At 45.8% G+C, this 17599-nt stretch carries 18 protein-coding genes; 17 read left to right on the top strand and 1 reads right to left on the bottom strand.

Annotated features, from left to right (window positions below; all coding sequences use genetic code 11):
- Positions 1 to 14: 14 nt before the first annotated feature.
- The 12 genes from T538_RS0103890 to T538_RS0103835 all read left to right on the top strand — a co-directional run bounded on the left by T538_RS0103890 (position 15) and on the right by T538_RS0103835 (position 11932).
- Positions 15 to 3398: a glycosyltransferase family 117 protein gene (locus T538_RS0103890; protein WP_051655861.1), complete on the top strand. Its 3384-nt coding sequence runs from the start codon at positions 15 to 17 to the stop codon at positions 3396 to 3398.
- Between the two features lie 20 nt (positions 3399 to 3418).
- On the top strand, positions 3419 to 4030 hold the full coding sequence (locus tag T538_RS0103885) for a polysaccharide deacetylase family protein (RefSeq protein WP_031532273.1): 612 nt from the start codon (positions 3419 to 3421) through the stop codon (positions 4028 to 4030).
- Entirely contained in the window at positions 4030 to 5022 is a 993-nt protein-coding gene (gene queG / locus T538_RS0103880; protein WP_031532272.1) for a tRNA epoxyqueuosine(34) reductase QueG, read from the top strand. The genes T538_RS0103885 and queG overlap by 1 nt, the downstream gene beginning before the upstream one ends.
- 324 nt (positions 5023 to 5346) lie before the next feature.
- The gene (miaB, locus tag T538_RS0103875) at positions 5347 to 6669 is read left to right on the top strand and encodes a tRNA (N6-isopentenyl adenosine(37)-C2)-methylthiotransferase MiaB (RefSeq protein ID WP_031532271.1); all 1323 of its coding nucleotides are present in this window, start codon (positions 5347 to 5349) and stop codon (positions 6667 to 6669) included.
- 54 nt (positions 6670 to 6723) lie between these two features.
- Positions 6724 to 7596 carry a cell division protein FtsX gene (locus T538_RS0103870; RefSeq protein ID WP_031532270.1) on the top strand — a complete coding sequence of 291 codons (873 nt, stop codon included), beginning with the start codon at positions 6724 to 6726 and terminating at the stop codon, positions 7594 to 7596.
- Positions 7597 to 7604: 8 nt separating this feature from the next.
- A complete protein-coding gene (locus tag T538_RS0103865; RefSeq protein WP_031532269.1) occupies positions 7605 to 7847 on the top strand; it encodes a DUF3098 domain-containing protein in 243 nt (80 codons plus the stop codon).
- Positions 7847 to 8692 (top strand): undecaprenyl-diphosphate phosphatase, encoded by an 846-nt coding sequence (locus T538_RS0103860; RefSeq protein WP_031532268.1) that lies wholly within the window; start codon positions 7847 to 7849, stop codon positions 8690 to 8692. Before T538_RS0103865 ends, T538_RS0103860 begins: the two co-directional genes overlap by 1 nt.
- A gap of 20 nt (positions 8693 to 8712) precedes the next feature.
- A complete protein-coding gene (gene truB, locus T538_RS0103855; protein ID WP_031532267.1) occupies positions 8713 to 9420 on the top strand; it encodes a tRNA pseudouridine(55) synthase TruB in 708 nt (235 codons plus the stop codon).
- A 31-nt stretch (positions 9421 to 9451) separates the two neighbouring features.
- Positions 9452 to 10510, top strand: coding sequence for a tRNA preQ1(34) S-adenosylmethionine ribosyltransferase-isomerase QueA (gene queA / locus T538_RS0103850; RefSeq protein WP_031532266.1), 1059 nt, complete (start codon positions 9452 to 9454; stop codon positions 10508 to 10510).
- 15 nt (positions 10511 to 10525) lie between these two features.
- Positions 10526 to 10990, top strand: coding sequence for a 2-amino-4-hydroxy-6-hydroxymethyldihydropteridine diphosphokinase (gene folK / locus T538_RS0103845; protein WP_031532265.1), 465 nt, complete (start codon positions 10526 to 10528; stop codon positions 10988 to 10990).
- Positions 10991 to 11003: 13 nt separating this feature from the next.
- Positions 11004 to 11411: an acyl-CoA thioesterase gene (locus T538_RS0103840; RefSeq protein WP_031532264.1), complete on the top strand. Its 408-nt coding sequence runs from the start codon at positions 11004 to 11006 to the stop codon at positions 11409 to 11411.
- The gene (locus T538_RS0103835; protein WP_031532263.1) at positions 11411 to 11932 is read left to right on the top strand and encodes an NUDIX hydrolase; all 522 of its coding nucleotides are present in this window, start codon (positions 11411 to 11413) and stop codon (positions 11930 to 11932) included. Before T538_RS0103840 ends, T538_RS0103835 begins: the two co-directional genes overlap by 1 nt.
- 49 nt (positions 11933 to 11981) lie before the next feature.
- Here the strand turns inward: T538_RS0103835 and T538_RS0103830 are convergent, their stop codons facing one another.
- A complete protein-coding gene (locus tag T538_RS0103830; protein WP_031532262.1) occupies positions 11982 to 12683 on the bottom strand; it encodes an SIR2 family NAD-dependent protein deacylase in 702 nt (233 codons plus the stop codon).
- Positions 12684 to 12821: 138 nt separating this feature from the next.
- Between T538_RS0103830 and T538_RS0103825 the strand changes: the two genes are divergently transcribed.
- From T538_RS0103825 to T538_RS0103805, 5 genes are all read left to right on the top strand, one after another.
- On the top strand, positions 12822 to 13346 hold the full coding sequence (locus T538_RS0103825; RefSeq protein WP_031532261.1) for an FKBP-type peptidyl-prolyl cis-trans isomerase: 525 nt from the start codon (positions 12822 to 12824) through the stop codon (positions 13344 to 13346).
- Positions 13347 to 13387: 41 nt separating this feature from the next.
- Complete coding sequence (locus T538_RS0103820; RefSeq protein WP_031532260.1) at positions 13388 to 14269, top strand: FKBP-type peptidyl-prolyl cis-trans isomerase; 882 nt, start codon at positions 13388 to 13390, stop codon at positions 14267 to 14269.
- Positions 14269 to 15198 (top strand): FKBP-type peptidyl-prolyl cis-trans isomerase, encoded by a 930-nt coding sequence (locus tag T538_RS0103815; RefSeq protein ID WP_031532259.1) that lies wholly within the window; start codon positions 14269 to 14271, stop codon positions 15196 to 15198. Before T538_RS0103820 ends, T538_RS0103815 begins: the two co-directional genes overlap by 1 nt.
- 139 nt (positions 15199 to 15337) lie before the next feature.
- Complete coding sequence (locus T538_RS0103810) at positions 15338 to 15823, top strand: Lrp/AsnC family transcriptional regulator (protein ID WP_031532258.1); 486 nt, start codon at positions 15338 to 15340, stop codon at positions 15821 to 15823.
- Complete coding sequence (locus T538_RS0103805) at positions 15823 to 17595, top strand: gamma-glutamyl-gamma-aminobutyrate hydrolase family protein (RefSeq protein ID WP_031532257.1); 1773 nt, start codon at positions 15823 to 15825, stop codon at positions 17593 to 17595. The genes T538_RS0103810 and T538_RS0103805 overlap by 1 nt, the downstream gene beginning before the upstream one ends.
- Positions 17596 to 17599 lie beyond the last annotated feature (4 nt).

Raw genomic sequence — 17599 nt, 5'->3', positions numbered from 1 at the left:
AACATTATAACCAAATGAAACAGTACAAATTGATAAACAACCTTCTTGGTTGGCTTACATTTGCCATTGCTGCTTTCGTGTTCTGTTCTACCATAGAGCCGACGGCAAGCTTTTGGGACTGTCCTGAATTTATAACCACAGGTTATAAGTTGGAAATCGGACATCCGCCTGGCGCACCTTTCTTTATGCTTACTGCAAACCTTTTCTCGCAGTTTGCAAGTGACCCAACAACCGTTGCCAAGATGGTAAACACCATGTCGGCATTGTTGAGTGCCGCATGTATCATGTTCCTATTCTGGAGCATCACTTACTTGGCAAAGAAGCTTGTATGTCCTGATGAGGAGCAGATGAACTCTTCGAAGATGTGGACAATCATGGCTTCGGGTCTTGTTGGAGCATTGTGTTACACATTCAGCGATACATTCTGGTACAGCGCAGTAGAGGGCGAGGTTTATGCCTACTCATCTCTGTTCACCGCTGTTGTCTTCTGGCTTATCCTGAAGTGGGACGCTCAGGCCGACAACTCGCACAGCGACCGCTATCTCGTTCTGCTGTCGTACCTTGTCGGATTGAGTATCGGCGTTCACTTGCTGAACCTTCTTTGTATTCCGGCAATCGTTCTTGTTTACTATTACAAGAAGAATCCTAATGCCGAACTGAAAGGTTCGCTTCTTGCGCTTGGTGCTTCTATGATTCTGATTGTGGCAGTGCTTTACGGCGTTGTTCCGGGAATCGTTAAGGTTGGCGGATGGTTCGAGTTGTTGTTTGTAAACACTCTGGGCTTCGGGTTCAACACGGGTCTTATCATCTACCTCGTTCTGCTCTGCTCTTCAGTAGTATGGGGCGTTTACGAGAGTTATGTAGGCGAGAATCGCATAAGACAGAACATTTCGTTTGTACTGTCTGTGGCTCTTCTTGGTATTCCGTTCTACGGACACGGTGCTTTGAGCGTTGTTATCGGAATCGTGGTGCTTGCAGTCTTGTACTTCGGAGTAAACTTCAAGAAGCAGGGCAAGAGCATCGTGAGCAGCCGAATCCTCAACACCTCGTTGTTGAGCATGCTTGTTATGATTATCGGCTATTCGTCATACGCTCTGATAGTTATTCGTTCGTCGGCCAATCCGCCTATGGACCAGAACTCTCCAGAGGATATCTTCACTCTTGGCGAGTATCTTGGACGCGAGCAGTACGGTTCTCGCCCATTGTTCTACGGTCAGGCTTACACTTCGCAGGTTAAACTTAAGGTTGATGAGAATGGCGGATACTGCGTTCCTGTAACAAAAGAGGGCGCGCCGGTATATCAGCGCAAGGAGAAGCATGATGCCAGCGAGCCAGACAGATATTTCGTGGTTCGTAACAAATACGAGTATGAGTATGCTCAGAACATGCTATTCCCTCGAATTTATTCGAGCGACCATGCAAAGGCTTACGAAGACTGGCTCGGCGGTGTTGAGGGAACTCAGGTTCCTTACGACCGTTGTGGCGAGATGATATCTGTAAAGATGCCTTCTCAGCTTGATAACCTGAAGTTCTTCTTCTCTTATCAGGTTAACTTTATGTACTGGCGTTATTTCTTGTGGAATTTCGCTGGCCGTCAGAACGATATTCAGAGTAATGGCGAGATTGAGCACGGTAACTGGATTACCGGAATCAAGCCGTTCGACAAGTATGTTCTTGGTATTGATATGGACAAGATGCCAAGCGAGCTGAAGGAGAACAAGGGCTACAATGTGTTTTTCGCATTGCCTCTCATCCTTGGACTTCTCGGTATCTATTGGCAGGCATTCCAGAAGAAAGAGGCTGGTATTCAGCAGTTCTGGGTTGTGTTCTTCCTGTTCTTCATGACTGGTATCGCCATTGTTCTGTATCTTAACCAGACTCCTCAGCAACCTCGCGAGCGAGACTATGCTTATGCCGGCTCGTTCTACGCGTTTGCAATATGGATTGGTTTGGGCGTTGCCGCACTTGTTGAGAATGTAAACAAGTTTGTATTGAAGAAGGAAAACAGCATCGTTACATCGGCAGTTGTCGGATGTTTGTGTCTGCTTGTTCCTATTCAGATGTGCTCACAGACTTGGGACGACCACGACCGAAGCGGACGATACACTTGTCGCGACTTCGGACAGAATTATCTCAACAGTCTTAACGGACAGAATCCTATCATCTTTACAAACGGCGATAACGATACGTTCCCATTGTGGTATAATCAGGAGACTGAGGGCGTTGGTACAAGCGCACGCGTCTGCAACCTCAGCTATCTGCAAACCGACTGGTACATTGACCAGATGCGCCGTCAGGCTTACGACTCTCCAGCCCTTCCTATCAACTGGAAACGCTATGAATATGAGAGCGGTACAAACGAGTACATCTCAATTCATCCAGAATATAAGGAGGCAATTGCCAAGATGTATGCCGAGAACAGAGCAGAGGCTGAAAAGGCATTCGGAAAGGATCCGTTCGAACTGAAGAATGTGCTGAAGTACTGGGTTCGTTCAACAAACGAGGAAACTCACCTCATTCCTACCGATACGCTCTACATCACAATCGATAAGAATGCCGTTCGCAAGAGCGGAATGATGATGCCTTCTGACTCTATTCCAGACAAGATGTGCATCTCGCTTGCCGGCAAGAGAGCGCTTTACAAGAGCGATTTGATGATGCTCGAACTTCTGGCTCAGACTAACTGGGTTCGTCCTCTGTTTGTTGCGATTACCGTAGGTGCAGACAATTACATGAATCTTGGCGACAACTTCATTCAGGAAGGTCTTGTAAATCGCATCACTCCGTTCAACACAACAAAGTGCATCAGAATGGATACTGAGAAGACTTACAATATGCTGATGAACAAGTTTAAGTTCGGCGGTCTTGAAACTCCGGGACTCTATCTCGACGAAACGGTTATGCGCATGTGCTACACTCACCGTCGTCTGTTTGGCGAACTTGCCAAGAATCTGCTTGCCGAGGGCAAGAGAGAAAAGGCTGTGAAGGTTGTAGACTATGTAGAGAAGCACATTCCTGCTTACAACGTGCCTCACGATTTCCAGAGTGGTTCGCTCGAAATCGCTAAAATCTACGCCCTTACCGGACAGAAGAATCAGGCAAACAAGATTCTTAACCAGTTGGAAAAGAAGAGTTTCGAGTACTGCGATTACTATCTCAGCCTGAATTCCGATCGCTTCAAGATGAATGCTCAGGATTATCAGTATCACATCTATATCCTCAACGAGATTGTAAGTCTGCTTCGCAATCAGCGATTCAGCAACAGCGACAATGTGGCTAAGAAACTCGACAGCTACATCAACTTGTATTACAAGAAGATGGGTTATTCTGGCGCTCCTGCAGAACACAATGTCGAAGGTGATATCAATTCTGATAGCATCATTGAGGAAGGCGAGTAGTACGAAATTCTGAACTTGATATGATAATAGAGCAACCGGCAAAATATCTGCGTTGGCTTTATCCTAAGGCTATTTGGAGAATGGATCCGTCGGAGAAGTCTGTTTATCTGACTTTCGACGACGGTCCAATCCCGGAAGCCACTCCATGGATTATCGAAACGCTCGAACGCTATGGCGTAAAGGCTACTTTCTTCATGGTGGGCGATAATGTGCGCAAGCATCCCAAAGAGTTCGAGTTGGTTAAGAGCCATGGTCACCGCATCGGAAACCATACTTACAACCACATCGGCGGAGTGTTCTTGCTTGCCGTAAATTATCTGAAAAATGTTGATAAGGCAAACAAGGTACTGAAAACCGACCTCTTCCGTCCGCCGCGCGGATGGATGAGACTCATTCACTATGAGGTGCTTAGAAGACATTACAAGGTGATAATGTGGGACTTGGTTACACGCGACTATAGCCGACGCCTTACTGCCGAGGATGTGTTGAATAACGTAAAACGATATGCCCGTAACGGTTCGATTATAACTTTTCACGACTCGCTGAAGAGTATTGACAAACTCAAGACAGCCCTTCCGCAGTCAATCGAATGGTTACAGGAGCAGGGTTACGAGTTCAAAGTTTTTGATTGATGGACTGTAAACAGAAAATATCTGCATTCATAAAAGCCGAAGCCAAGCGCCTCGGCTTTTGTGCTTGTGGACTTGCCAAGGCGCAGCCCGTGAGCATCGAGGCTCAGAGAATGTTGCGAGAAAGCCTCGACAAAGACTATTGCGCCGACATGGATTATCTTCGCAACTATTTCGAAATCAGAACCAATCCGCAGTTGCTTGTTGATGGGGCGCAAACCGTCGTCAGCGTTGCTTTGAATTATTATCCCGAGAAAAAACTCGACGACAGTCAACTTCAGTTTGCATATTATGCCTACGGAAAAGACTATCACGATGTGATGAAGGAAAAACTCCGCCATCTTCTCGAAAGCGTTGCGAAATATCTTGATGAACAGACTGACGATATCCGTGCCGAACTTCTCGGCGATGCTTCTGAATTTAGTGGAAGGGCTTTTTGTGATACCGCTCCTATTCTCGAAAAATATTGGGCGCAGCAATCAGGCATCGGTTGGATTGGAAAGCATACGCAGGTTGTAATTCCGTTCGTTGGGAGTTATGTATTTCTTGGGGAGTTGGTTATAAATCTTAAATGTTCGCCCGACGAACCGTTAAAAGAACGCTGCGGAAAGTGCCAGAAATGCTTAAACGCTTGTCCTACAAAGGCATTGAAGGAAAATAGAATGCTCGATGCGCGAAAATGTTTGTCGTATCTGACTATCGAAAACAGAGAAAATATCCCCGAAGAGGCTTCCGAGGCCATGCAGAGTTGTGTTTACGGATGCGACCGGTGCATCAAGGCATGTCCGTGGAACCGATTCGCTTCGCCAACCCGCGAGGAAGGTCTGATGCCAAACGAAGCATTCATGAATATGACTCCAGCCGATTGGGAAAACCTCGACGTCGAAACCTATCGCAAGATTTTCAAGGGTTCGGCGGTTAAGCGCGCCAAGTTCGAAGGGCTTCAGCGCAATATAAAATGTGTTCTTGATAATCTGAAACGGAAAAAACAGTAAAACGAAAAAGAAGGACAGCTTCGCAGCGATCCTTCTCTCCATTTTTAACCTAAACCTTAACTATGAAAAAATCTAATGTTTTTTTCAGTTTCAAAAATCGTAAATAATCCTTATTTTTGCAAGAAAATCAAGGAGTAATTTACGAATATTAACATTTGTTAACATTTGTTAACATATACAGCGTAAAAAATTCATACTTATTTTGGAAAAATCAGTCCGCGTAGTTTTTTCGTCTTGCAATCCTAAAATACGAAAAATCTCAGCTTTATTTGCGTTTGTCTACTATTTGAATTATCTTTGCACACTATTTTATAATCGATTATAATGAAGAAACTCTTTATAGAGACTTACGGCTGCCAGATGAATGTTGCCGACAGCGAGGTTGTGGCTTCAATCATGAAAATGGCAGATTACGACGTTTGTGAGAAGATAGAAGATGCCGATGCAGTCTTCCTTAACACTTGTTCTGTTCGCGAAAATGCGGAACAGAAAATCTACAACCGTCTTGAGGCGCTTAACGTTATGCGCAACAAGGGAAAATACTTCCACATCGGTGTGCTCGGCTGTATGGCAGAGCATGTAAAAAACGATTTGATGAACAATCATCATACCGATTTGGTTGCCGGTCCCGACTCGTATCTCGAATTGCCTAATCTTATTGCTCAGGTCGAAACAGGTCATAAGGCTATCAATGTAGAACTCTCAACAACAGAGACTTATCGCGATATTATACCTGAACGTATATGCACAAATCATGTGTCAGGATTTGTCAGCATCATGCGCGGATGCAACAATTTCTGTCACTATTGCATCGTGCCTTACACACGCGGACGTGAGCGTAGCCGAGACATCGAAAGCATCATCAACGAGTGCCTCGACTTGCAGAAAAGAAACTACAAGGAAGTAACTCTTCTTGGTCAGAATGTTAATTCCTACAAGTTCGAGAAGGATGGTGAGGTTATCGACTTCCCTACCCTTTTACGAAGGGTTGCCGAAGCCATCCCGAACATGCGCGTGCGTTTCTCTACATCTCATCCTAAGGATATGAGCGACGAGACTCTGCGCGTTATTGCCGAAGTTCCGAACGTTTGCAAGCATATTCATCTGCCTGTTCAGAGCGGAAGTTCGCGCATTCTTAAACTGATGAACCGCAAATATACTCGCGAGTGGTACCTCGACAGAGTCGATGCCATCCGCCGGATTATTCCGGATTGCGGACTGAGCACCGATATTTTCTGTGGATATTGTACCGAAACCGAGGAAGACCATCAGGAAAGTCTGTCGCTGATGAAGATTTGCGGCTACGATTCGGCTTTCATGTTCAAATATTCTGAACGTGAGGGAACATACGCCTCAAAGCATATTCCCGACGACATCCCGGAGGAAACCAAAATACGTCGCTTGAATGAACTTATCGCCTTGCAGAACGAACTTTCTGCCGAGAGTAACAAAAAGGATATCGGCAAGGAATTCGTGGTGCTTGTAGAGGGCTTTAGCAAGCGTTCTAAAGAGCAGTTCTTCGGTCGCACAGAGCAGAACAAGGTGGTCGTGTTCGACCGTGGAAACCACAAGATTGGCGACTTTGTTAAGGTGAAGGTGCTCGAATCAAGTTCGGCAACCTTGAAGGGCGTTGAGGTGACGGACTGAAAAAAAGTAACTCGAAATTAGGGATTTACATCGTTTTTTTTTAACTTTGCCAACATGTCTAAGAAGAAAGGCGCTATATACTATAATGTACAGTTTGTAACTTCGTGCATCAGTACCACTATGGTGTTATTGTTGCTCGGAGTTATTGTGTTTTCTGTAATTTCGGCGTATAGCCTGTCAAACTACGTTAAGGAGAACATCAAGTTCTCGCTTCTGCTGAGCGACGAGACATCTGTTGGCGAGGCAAAGGCTCTGCTGCGCGATTTGGGCAGGTACGACTTTATCCGCAGCAAGGATTACATCTCGCGCGAGGATGCCGCCAAGGAGCAGGCAATAGCCCTCGGAGCCGATCCTGAGGATTTTCTTGGACACAATCCCTATACGGCATCGATTGAAATCAGTTTGAAGTCGAACTACGCAAATTCCGACAGCATTAAGTGGATTGAAAAGCAACTTAAACTCAAGCCGAAGGTGCTCGACGTGGTTTATCAGGAGGAGATTCTTGATGTGGTGAATCAGAATACGAACAAAATCTGTTTGGTATTGTTGGTCATAGCGTTTTTCATGACAATGATTTCCGTTAGTCTTATAACCAACACGGTCAGACTGTCTATTTACTCGCGGCGATTTGTGATAAACACAATGAAGCTTGTTGGTGCAAGTTGGAGTTTCATCCGCCGTCCGTTCCTTATTCAGAGCCTTTGGATTGGTCTGATTGCGGCAGTTGTGGCAAACGTAATGCTTGTGTGCGCGGCCTATGCCCTGTATCAGTTCGACCCTGACTTGAAAGAGTTTATAACTCCGCTTATGCTTGTTATTGTGTGTGCAAGCGTATTTATGTTCGGAATAATAATAACATTGTGTTCTTCTTATTTCTCTGTAAACAGATACCTGAAATTGAAGGACAAGGATTTGTATTATATTTAAAATCAAAAATGGATAGATCAAATTATGCTTTCAGTAAGATGAATTTCATCTTGTTGGCAGTTGGTATGGTGTTTGTCGTTCTCGGCTTCATTCTGATGTCTGGTTCTGGCTCTGCCGAGGGAACATTCGATGCCGACATTTTTAGTGCCCGCCGAATAAAGGTTGCTCCTTTGTGCTGTCTTTTCGGCTTCCTGTTTATTATTTATGCAATAATGTTCAAGAAAAAAGATAGTAAGGAGATTAAGGACTAATGGATTGGATTCAGGCTTTAATTCTTGGTATTATTCAGGGACTTACCGAATATTTACCTGTAAGTTCGAGCGGACATCTCGAACTCGGAAAGGTTATTCTTGGTCCTCAGGCAGAGGCCGGAGGACTTACATTCGATATCGTGGTGCATGTTGCAACGGTTCTCTCTACCCTCGTTATTCTGTGGAAAGAGGTTTCTTGGATATTTAAGGGATTATTCAAGTTCCAGTGGAACGATGAGACAAAGTACGTTGTAAACATCTTGGTTTCGATGATTCCTGTGGGAATCGTAGGATTGTGTTTCAAGGATTCTATCGAGGCTTTGTATGGCCACAACCAGAGTGCGAAACTGGCAATTGTAGGCTCATGTCTGCTTGTTACAGCGTTGCTTCTGTCTCTTACTCATTTCTACAGAGTTAGTGACGAAAAGGTTAAGGCGAAACTGTCTCCGCTTCATGCGTTCATCATCGGAATTGCGCAGGCTGTGGCCGTCCTTCCGGGACTCTCTCGTTCTGGCTCTACCATTGCAACAGGCTTGCTTCTGGGCAACGACAAGAGAAAACTTGCTCAGTTCTCGTTCCTGATGGTTATTCCGCCGATACTTGGCGAGGCTTTGCTCGACTTCAAGCATTTCTTTGCTCCATCAGCCGAGTATCTTGCAGAGCACGGTTCTGAGATGGTTGCCGTTCCTGCCGTTTCGCTCTTTGTGGGCTTCGTTGCCGCCTTTGTAAGCGGATGTTTTGCCTGCAAGTGGATGATTGAGTTTGTTAAACAATGCAAGCTGATATATTTTGCATTATATTGTGCAATCATCGGAGTGGTTGCTCTTGGCTTTGCTTTTGCTTAAACATAAAACAATATTTATAGGTGAATTTTCTTAACGGAGAGATTGTCTATATCGACAAGGGCTATCGCCTGACATCGTTCAAGGCGGTAGCGAAGGTAAGATATCTTATCTCGAAAAAGATTGGCGTAAAGAAGCTAAAAGTTGGTCATGCCGGCACGTTAGACCCTCTTGCAACGGGAGTTCTGATAATCTGCACGGGCAAGGCTACAAAGATGATAGATCAGCTGCAGGCTCATACCAAGGAGTATGTCGCAGGTTTGAAACTCGGAGCCACTACCCCATCGTTCGACATGGAGCATCCTGAAGACCAGACCTATCCTGTTGAGCACATTACCAAGGAGTTGGTAGAAGAAACGCTTCAGAAGTTTGTGGGCGAGATTCAGCAGGTGCCGCCGGCTTATTCGGCTTGCATGATTGACGGACATCGTGCCTACGAACTGGCTCGCAAGGGTAAGGACGTTCCGCTAAAGGCAAAGACTCTCGTCATCGACGAGATTGAGTTGCTGGAGTGCGAACTGCCTTACATCAAGATTCGCGTTGTGTGCAGCAAGGGCACATACATCAGAGCATTGGCAAGAGATATCGGCGAGGCTCTTAACAGCGGAGCGTATCTCACATCGCTCCGACGCACAAGGGTTGGCGACGTAAAGGTTGAGGATTGTCTGCAACTCGAGGATTTTGAGGAGTGGCTCAACAATCAGGAAATAGAAATGCCAGAAGAGGCGTAATTTTTGTAAAACAGAATAAAATTTTCAATATATGAAGTTATCACAGTTCAAGTTTAAACTTCCAGAGGAAAGGATTGCTCTGCGTCCTTCTTATCATCGCGATGAGTGCAAATTGATGGTTGTACACAAAAAGACTGGTGATATTGAGCACAAGGTTTTCAAGGATGTGCTCGACTATTTTGATGAGAAAGATGTATTCGTTTTTAATGATACAAAGGTCTTTCCTGCCCGTCTTTACGGAAACAAGGAGAAGACCGGAGCACGCATCGAGGTGTTCTTGCTGCGCGAACTGAACGAAGAATTCCATTTGTGGGATGTTTTGGTAGATCCAGCCCGCAAAATTCGTATCGGAAACAAGCTTTACTTCGGCGAGGACGACTCAATGGTTGCCGAGGTTATCGACAATACAACATCAAGAGGTCGTACGCTGCGATTCCTTTACGATGGTCCTCACGATGAGTTCAAGGCTGCTCTTTATGCTCTCGGCGAGGCTCCAATTCCTGATTTTCTGAAGGAAAGAAGAGATGCCGACGACGAGGACATGGAGCGTTTCCAGTGCATCTTTGCAAAGAATGAGGGTGCGGTAACAGCTCCAACAGCAGGTTTGCACTTCTCTCGCGAACTTCTTAAACGTATGGAAATCAAGGGCATAGAAAGTGCGTTCCTTACTCTCCACGCAGGTCTTGGAAACTTCAGAGACATTGATGTTGAGGATCTTACAAAGCATAAGACCGATTCTGAGCAGATGTTCGTTGGCGATGATGTCTGCAACATCGTTAATACTGCAAAGCAGGAAGGCAGAAAGGTCTGCGCCGTAGGCACAACCGTTATGCGTGCGTTCGAGACAGCCGTCAGCACCGACGGTCGCCTCAAGCCGTTCGAGGGCTGGACAAACAAGTTCATCTTCCCTCCATACGAGTTCCAGCTTGCCGACGCAATGATTACGAACTTCCATCTTCCAATGTCAACATTGCTGATGATGGTTTGCGCATTCGGAGGCTACGACGTGGTTATGAATGCCTACGACGAGGCTCTGAAGAACGACTATTCGTTTGCCACTTACGGCGACGCCATGCTTATTGTAGATTAAAAAGTCCGTGCGAATATGAGTGTAGTATATTTCAGTCTTGGTACAAATCTTGGCGAAAAATACGCTCTTATGAAGCAGGCAATTCTGCATATCGAAAAGCGGATTGGGCACGTTGATGCCCAGTCCGCTTTTTACGAGACTGAGCCGTGGGGCTTTCAGTCCGAAAACAAGTTTCTGAATTCGGCTGTAAAAGTCACGACGTCGCTCTCTCCATTACAGATTCTCGAAAAGACGCAGCAGATTGAGCGCGAGATGGGGCGCATGCATAAGTCGGTCGGCGGACAGTATTCCGACAGACTCATCGATATCGATATTCTAATGTACGACGACTTGGTGGTGCAGACCGATGTTCTCACGCTTCCTCATCCGCTTATGCACGAGCGTCTGTTTGTTATGGAACCTTTGGCTGAGATTGCGCCTCGGGCTATACATCCCGTATTTGCAGAAACCATTGAAAACTTGCTGTTTAAATTAAAATAATAGAACGAAAAATATGGACAAATATATTTATGAACTTCAGATGAAAGTTCGCGACTACGAGTGCGACATTCAGGGAATTGTGAATAATGCCAACTATCAGCATTATCTTGAGCACACACGCCACCAGTTTTTGCTGAGCCTCGGCGTAAATTTTGTCGAGATGCACACTCGTGGCATCGATGCCGTGGTTGCGCGCATCAACATTCAGTTCAAGACTCCGCTGAAGAGCGACGACGATTTCGTGTCAAAGCTTTATCTGAAGAAGGAGGGACTTCGCTATGTCTTCTTCCAAGACATCTATCGTGCTTCTGACAACAAACTTGTGATAAAGGCTCAGGTTGATACCGTTACGCTTGTAAACGGGCGTTTGTCTGAGTGTGAGGAGTTCTCGAGAGTCTTTGCTCCTTTCGTTTCTGAATAATGGAACATCCGCTGCATAAATTCAAGTTCTGTCCGCAATGTGGAGGACATTTCGTTGACAACGACTTCAAGTCGAAGCGTTGCGAGGCCTGCGGATTTGTGCTTTATCTCAATCCGGCGGCATCAACGGCAGCCTTCATTGTCGATGACGGCAAACTGCTCGTTGTAGAGCGTGCAAAAGAGCCCGCGAAAGGTACGTTCGACCTTCCCGGAGGCTTTGTAGACTGCTACGAAACGGCTGAGCAGGGCATTGAACGCGAGGTGTTGGAGGAACTTGGCCTAACTGTAAAGTCGAAGAAGTACATCTTTTCAAACTCAAACCGGTACGTTTACAGCGGCTTCACCGTTCATACGCTCGATATGTTTTTTGAATGCACGTTAGATAATTATTCCGATATTCGTCCGATGGACGATGTTGCCAACTACAAGTGGATTCCGCTAAGCGAGGTAAATCCTGTGGATTTCGGTCTTGAGTCGATAAGACAAGGCGTTGAGCGTTTCTTGAAAGAAAAATGCATCTGAAAAAATAAAAAGGAGAATACTGATTTAGCGTATTCTCCTTTCTTTGCATCTATAGATTCTTGATATCGTCGATAAACTCCTTAATGCCTTCTGAAGCGCCTTTGGCAATAATTTTCACATCGTGCGAACCGGGCACCGAAACTGCCTTAGGGTCAATAAGATAAACCTTTGCCGAACGTGGAACGTAGTTTATCAGTCCGGCAGCCGGATAAACATTCAGCGATGTTCCGATTATCAAGAAAATATCGGCTTTCTCGGCGTAGTTTATGGCTTCTTCCATCATCGGAACCTGCTCGCCAAACCACACGATGAACGGACGCACCTGAGAGCCGTCTTCGCAAAGGTCGCCAATCTTTACTTCGAGATTGTCTTTGGTTAGTTCTTTGATAAATCGCGGATTGTTTGGCGATTTTGAAGACGTAACCTTCATCAGTTCGCCATGAAGGTGGATTATGTGTTTGCTTCCAGCCCTTTCGTGCAGATTGTCAACGTTTTGTGTTATGATTGTAACATCGTAATCTTTCTCGAGTTCTGCTAATAGTTCATGACCGCGGCACGGTTCAACATCGAAGAGTTGCTTGCGCCGCTCGTTATAAAACTGCGTTACGAGTGCCGGATTGGCAATGTAACCTTCAATAGATGCTACCTGCATAACATCATACTGCTCCCATAGTCCGCCCGAATCGCGAAATGTGCTTATGCCACTTTCTGCCGACATTCCGGCGCCTGTTAGTACAACGATTTTTTTCATGATAAATACGTTAAAATTAGCATAATAATGCAAAAATACTAAAAAAATAAGCAAACAATCTTACTACATTCAAATAAAAACGTAAATTTGCATGCTTTAAAGAATTAAATAATAATAAATAAAAACATTTTTATAATAATGGATCAACAGAGTTACTCTGCAGGCCTTAACATTGGTCAGCAATTAGTAGGAATGGGTATTGCAGACCTTCCAAGTTTGGACGATTTCCTGAAGGGAATAAAGGACGCTGTAGAGGGTGCTGCCGAGAAAGCAAAGAAGGCGGAAGCTGAAGGCAAGGCTTTTCTTGAAGCAAATGCAAAGAAAGAAGGCGTTATCGTATTGCCAAGCGGTTTGCAGTATATGGTTTTGAAAGAGGGAACAGGTAAGAATCCGGGTGCAACAAGTCAGGTTAAGTGCCACTATGCAGGCACTCTTATCGACGGAACTGAATTTGACAGTTCGTACAAGCGTAACGCTCCTGCTACATTCGGTCTGAATCAGGTTATCAAGGGTTGGACTGAGGGCGTGCAACTTATGAAGGAAGGCGCAAAGTATCGCTTTTTCATTCCTTACGAACTTGGTTATGGCGCTCAGGGTGCCGGCGGTTCAATTCCTCCATACAGCGCGCTCATCTTCGATGTAGAGCTTATCGAGGTTCTTTAAAATTATTCAGAATTCAAATAACTTTTTAATAAATCAAAAACATGAAAAAATCAATCGTAATTGGCATGGTGGCATTGGCAGGCTTTGCTGCATCATGTACTAACAGCGCCCCAAAGGCAGATATGTCATCAGATCTTGACACATTGAGCTACGCTATTGGTATGGCACAGACTCAGGGACTTAAGGATTATCTTGTACAGCGTGTAGGCGTTGATACTACTTATATGGACGAGTTTGTTAAGGGTTTGACTGAGGGCGCTACTGCAGGCGATGACAAGAAGAAGGCTGCATACTACGCAGGTGTTACAATCGGTCAGCAGATTGGCGGCCAGATGAAGCAGGGCATCAACCGCGAGCTTTTCGGCGAGGATTCAACTCAGACTATCAGCATGAAGAACTTCATGGCAGGTTTCATTGCCGGTGCTACTGGCAAGGGCGGTCAGATGTCTGTTGAGAAGGCTCAGGAACTTACTCGCGTTAAGATGGAGGCTATCAAGAAGGCTTCTATGGAGAAGCAGTATGGCGACTACAAGAAGAAGAACGAGGACTTCCTTGCAAACAACAAGAAGAATGCAAAGGTAAAGGTGCTTCCAAGCGGTTTGCAGTACGAGGTTATCACAGAGGGTAAGGGCGAGAAGCCATCTGAGAACAGCATGGTAAAGGTTAACTATCGCGGTACTCTTATCGACGGAACTGAGTTCGACAGCTCATTCAAGCGCAACGAGCCTGCAAAGTTCCGTGTAAATCAGGTTATCAAGGGTTGGACTGAGGCTCTTCAGCTTATGCCTGTAGGCTCAAAGTGGAAGCTCTACATACCACAGGAACTTGCTTACGGAGAGCGTGAGGCAGGTCAGATTAAGCCATTCTCAACTCTTGTATTTGAGGTTGAACTTGTTGGTATCGAGAAGGAGGATAACAAATAATGAAATCTGTTCGTTATAGCGTTATCGCGTTGGCTCTTCTGTGCAGCACGTTTGCATTTGCACAGAAAGCCAAGAAAAACAACAAGAAAGAAGCTAAGACCGAAGTCGCTGTAAGAGAGGTTAAACTTCCTAACACCGACTCACTTGGATATGCTCTCGGAGTTGCAAACTCACAGGGCTTGAAGCCTTTCCTTGTTCAGAAACTGAATGTTGATACAGCCTCTTGCATGAACGATTTTATCCGTGGTTTGGAGGATTATTTCAACAGCGTAAACGACAAGGAGAAGGTTGCGTACTATGCAGGCTTGAATGTTGCTCCGCAGTTGATGGACATGATTTTCAGCTTCAACAAGACGCAGCTCGATGGCGATAGTGCCTACACCGTTTCTCCCGAGAATGTGATTGCTGGTTTCAAGGCAGCCGTTCTGGGCAAGACAAACTTCTCAGCAAAAGATGCTCAGATGTATCTGAAAAACGGTGTCGACAGCATAAAGAAGAAGAATGAGATTGAGGCTAAGGCTGTTGGCAATGCGTTCCTTTCTGCAAACAAGAAGAAAAAGGGCGTTGTTACTCTGCCAAGCGGACTTCAGTACAAAATCATCACAAAGGGTAAGGGCGCGATTCCTGTCGATACAAGTTACGTAAAGGTGAACTACGAAGGTAAGTTGCTAGACGGAACAGTATTCGACAGTTCGTACAAGCGTAACGAGCCTGCTGAATTTGGTGTAACTCAGGTTATCAAGGGCTGGACCGAGGCTCTGAAACTTATGCCTGTAGGCTCAAAGTGGGAGTTGTACATCCCAGAGGATTTGGCCTACGGTGCAAGAGCAGCCGGACAGATTCCTGCTTACTCAACGCTGATTTTTACAGTCGAATTGCTCGATATTGTCGAAAAACCAGAACACGGTGGTCACCGTGCAAAAAAATAGTCGGCAAAAGATATCGAAATAACAATAAAGGAAGCGCTACATATGATTGTAGCGCTTTTTTTGTTGCATTTTTCTGCCATAACTTGATGAAGTTAAAAATATTTTTTATATTTGCTTACAAATTGATAATTTTTTTATTATGGAGAAAATAGATAGTTTGGACAGACAGATACTGAAAATCATTTCAGGAAACGCAAGAATACCATTCAAAGATGTTGCTGCTGAGTGTGGCGTTTCACGCGCCGCAATACACCAGCGTGTACAGCGTCTTTTCGATATGGGCGTAATCGTTGGCTCGGGCTACAACGTAAATCCGAAGAAACTGGGCTACTACACTTGTACTTATGTCGGAATCAAACTCGAGAAAGGCTCAATGTACAAGAATGTGGTTGAACGTCTCAATCAGATTCCTGAAATTGTGGAGTGCCATTTCACAACCGGTCCTTACACAATGCTTACTAAGCTTTATGCACGCGACAATGAGCATCTTATGGACTTGCTCAACAATCAACTTCAGGAAATTCCGGGCGTCGTATCAACCGAGACTCTTATCTCGCTTGAGCAGAGCATAAAGAAGGAAATTCCAATTCAGGCTAACAAATCAGAGGAGCAGGAAGAGGCTTGATGGCAATGAATTCGTTCGACTGGAAAGGGGCGTGCGATGAAGTCTTTCATTCTGAATGTCCAAGCCACGGAAAGCAACCGATAATCGGAATAACGGGTAATTACAGCGATGCCAGTTGCACCATTGCCGAGGGTTACTATCAGTCTGTGCTTAAGGCTGGTGGAACGCCGCTCATCATTCCTCCATTTACCGACAAGGAGGCGATGCTCGAGGTGCTCGACCGCGTTGACGGACTTCTGTTCTCTGGTGGCGGCGACCTTAATCCGCTGTTCGTGGGCGAGGAGCCTGTGCGCGAACTTCATTCAATCAACTTCATGCGCGACGAGCAGGAACTTTTTCTTGCCCGGTTGGCTTTCGACCGTCAGATTCCGATGCTTGGCATTTGCCGTGGAATTCAGATGATTGCCGTGGCTCTTGGAGGTGAAGTCTATCAGGACATCTATTCGCAGCAGGAGGGTGTGCATCTGAAGCATTCTCAGGATCTTGACCGAAGCATTGCATCGCACAGCGTTAATGTGGTGAAGGATAGTGTTCTGGCATTAGTTTTCGGTTCAGAAAAATTGTTCGTCAACTCGTTCCATCATCAGGCGGTGAAGAATGCCGGCCCTCATCTTCGGGTATCGGCAACGAGTCCCGATGGTGTTATCGAGGCTGTAGAATCGTCGGAACATAAGTCGATAGTCGGCGTTCAGTGGCATCCCGAATGTTTTGCCTTGAGGGGCGACGACAGCATGATGCCGCTCTTTGAGTGGCTTGTGGGCGAATCCTCATCGTTCATGAAGGCGAAGGCGGTTCACGACAAGGTTTTGTCGCTCGATTCGCATTGCGACACGCCGATGTTCTTCGACCAAGACATTCATTTCGACCGTCGTGACCCGAAAATCCTCGTCGATTTGCACAAGATGCACGAAGGTCGGCTCGATGCTACGATTATGGTTGCTTATCTAAAGCAGCTCGAGCGCGACGACAATTCTCTGCTTGCTGCAACGGCAAAGGCAAACAACATTCTGTCGGAGATTGAGACGATGGTTGCTGCCAACAGTTCGGCGGTGGGCATTGCATATTCTCCTGTCGATTTGTATCGCCTTAAAAGCGAGGGTAAAAAGGCTGTTATGATGGGCATTGAAAACGGATATGCCGTAGGAAAGGACATCGCTAACGTAGAGGCTTTCAGAAAGCGTGGTGTGGTGTATATGACGCTCTGTCACAACGGCGACAATGACATCTGCGACTCGGCAAAGGGCGCAAACGAGCATAACGGCGTTAGCGATTTTGGCGAGAAGGTTATCAAGGAGATGAACCGCGTTGGAATGATGGTCGACCTTTCGCACGGTGGCGAGAAGAGCTTTTACGATGCACTCGATATCAGTTCTACACCGATTGTATGCTCGCATTCAAACAGTCGCGCGTTGTGCAATCATCCTCGAAACATCACTGATGACCAGATGCGGAAACTTGCCCAGAAAGGTGGAGTGATGCAAGTAACGCTGTACAACGGCTTCCTTCGCACCGATGGCAAGGCAACGATTCTCGATGCAATAGAGCATCTTAACAGAGCCGTAGAAATAATGGGCATCGACCATGTGGGCATTGGCACGGATTTCGATGGCGACGGTGGAGTTCCGGGATGCGCATCGGCAAGCGAACTGATAAATTTCACTCGTCTTCTGTTAAAAGAGAGATATAGTGAAGAAGATATTCGAAAAATATGGGGCGGAAACTTCCTTCGTGTCATGACAGAGGTTCAGACAAAGGGCTGCATCCGCTTTTGATATA

This window comes from Bacteroides sp. Ga6A2 (assembly GCF_000702225.1).
Lineage (GTDB): Bacteria > Bacteroidota > Bacteroidia > Bacteroidales > Bacteroidaceae > Ga6A1.
The sequence above is the reverse complement of the archived record's forward strand: the minus strand, read 5'-3'. Positions and strand labels throughout refer to the sequence as shown.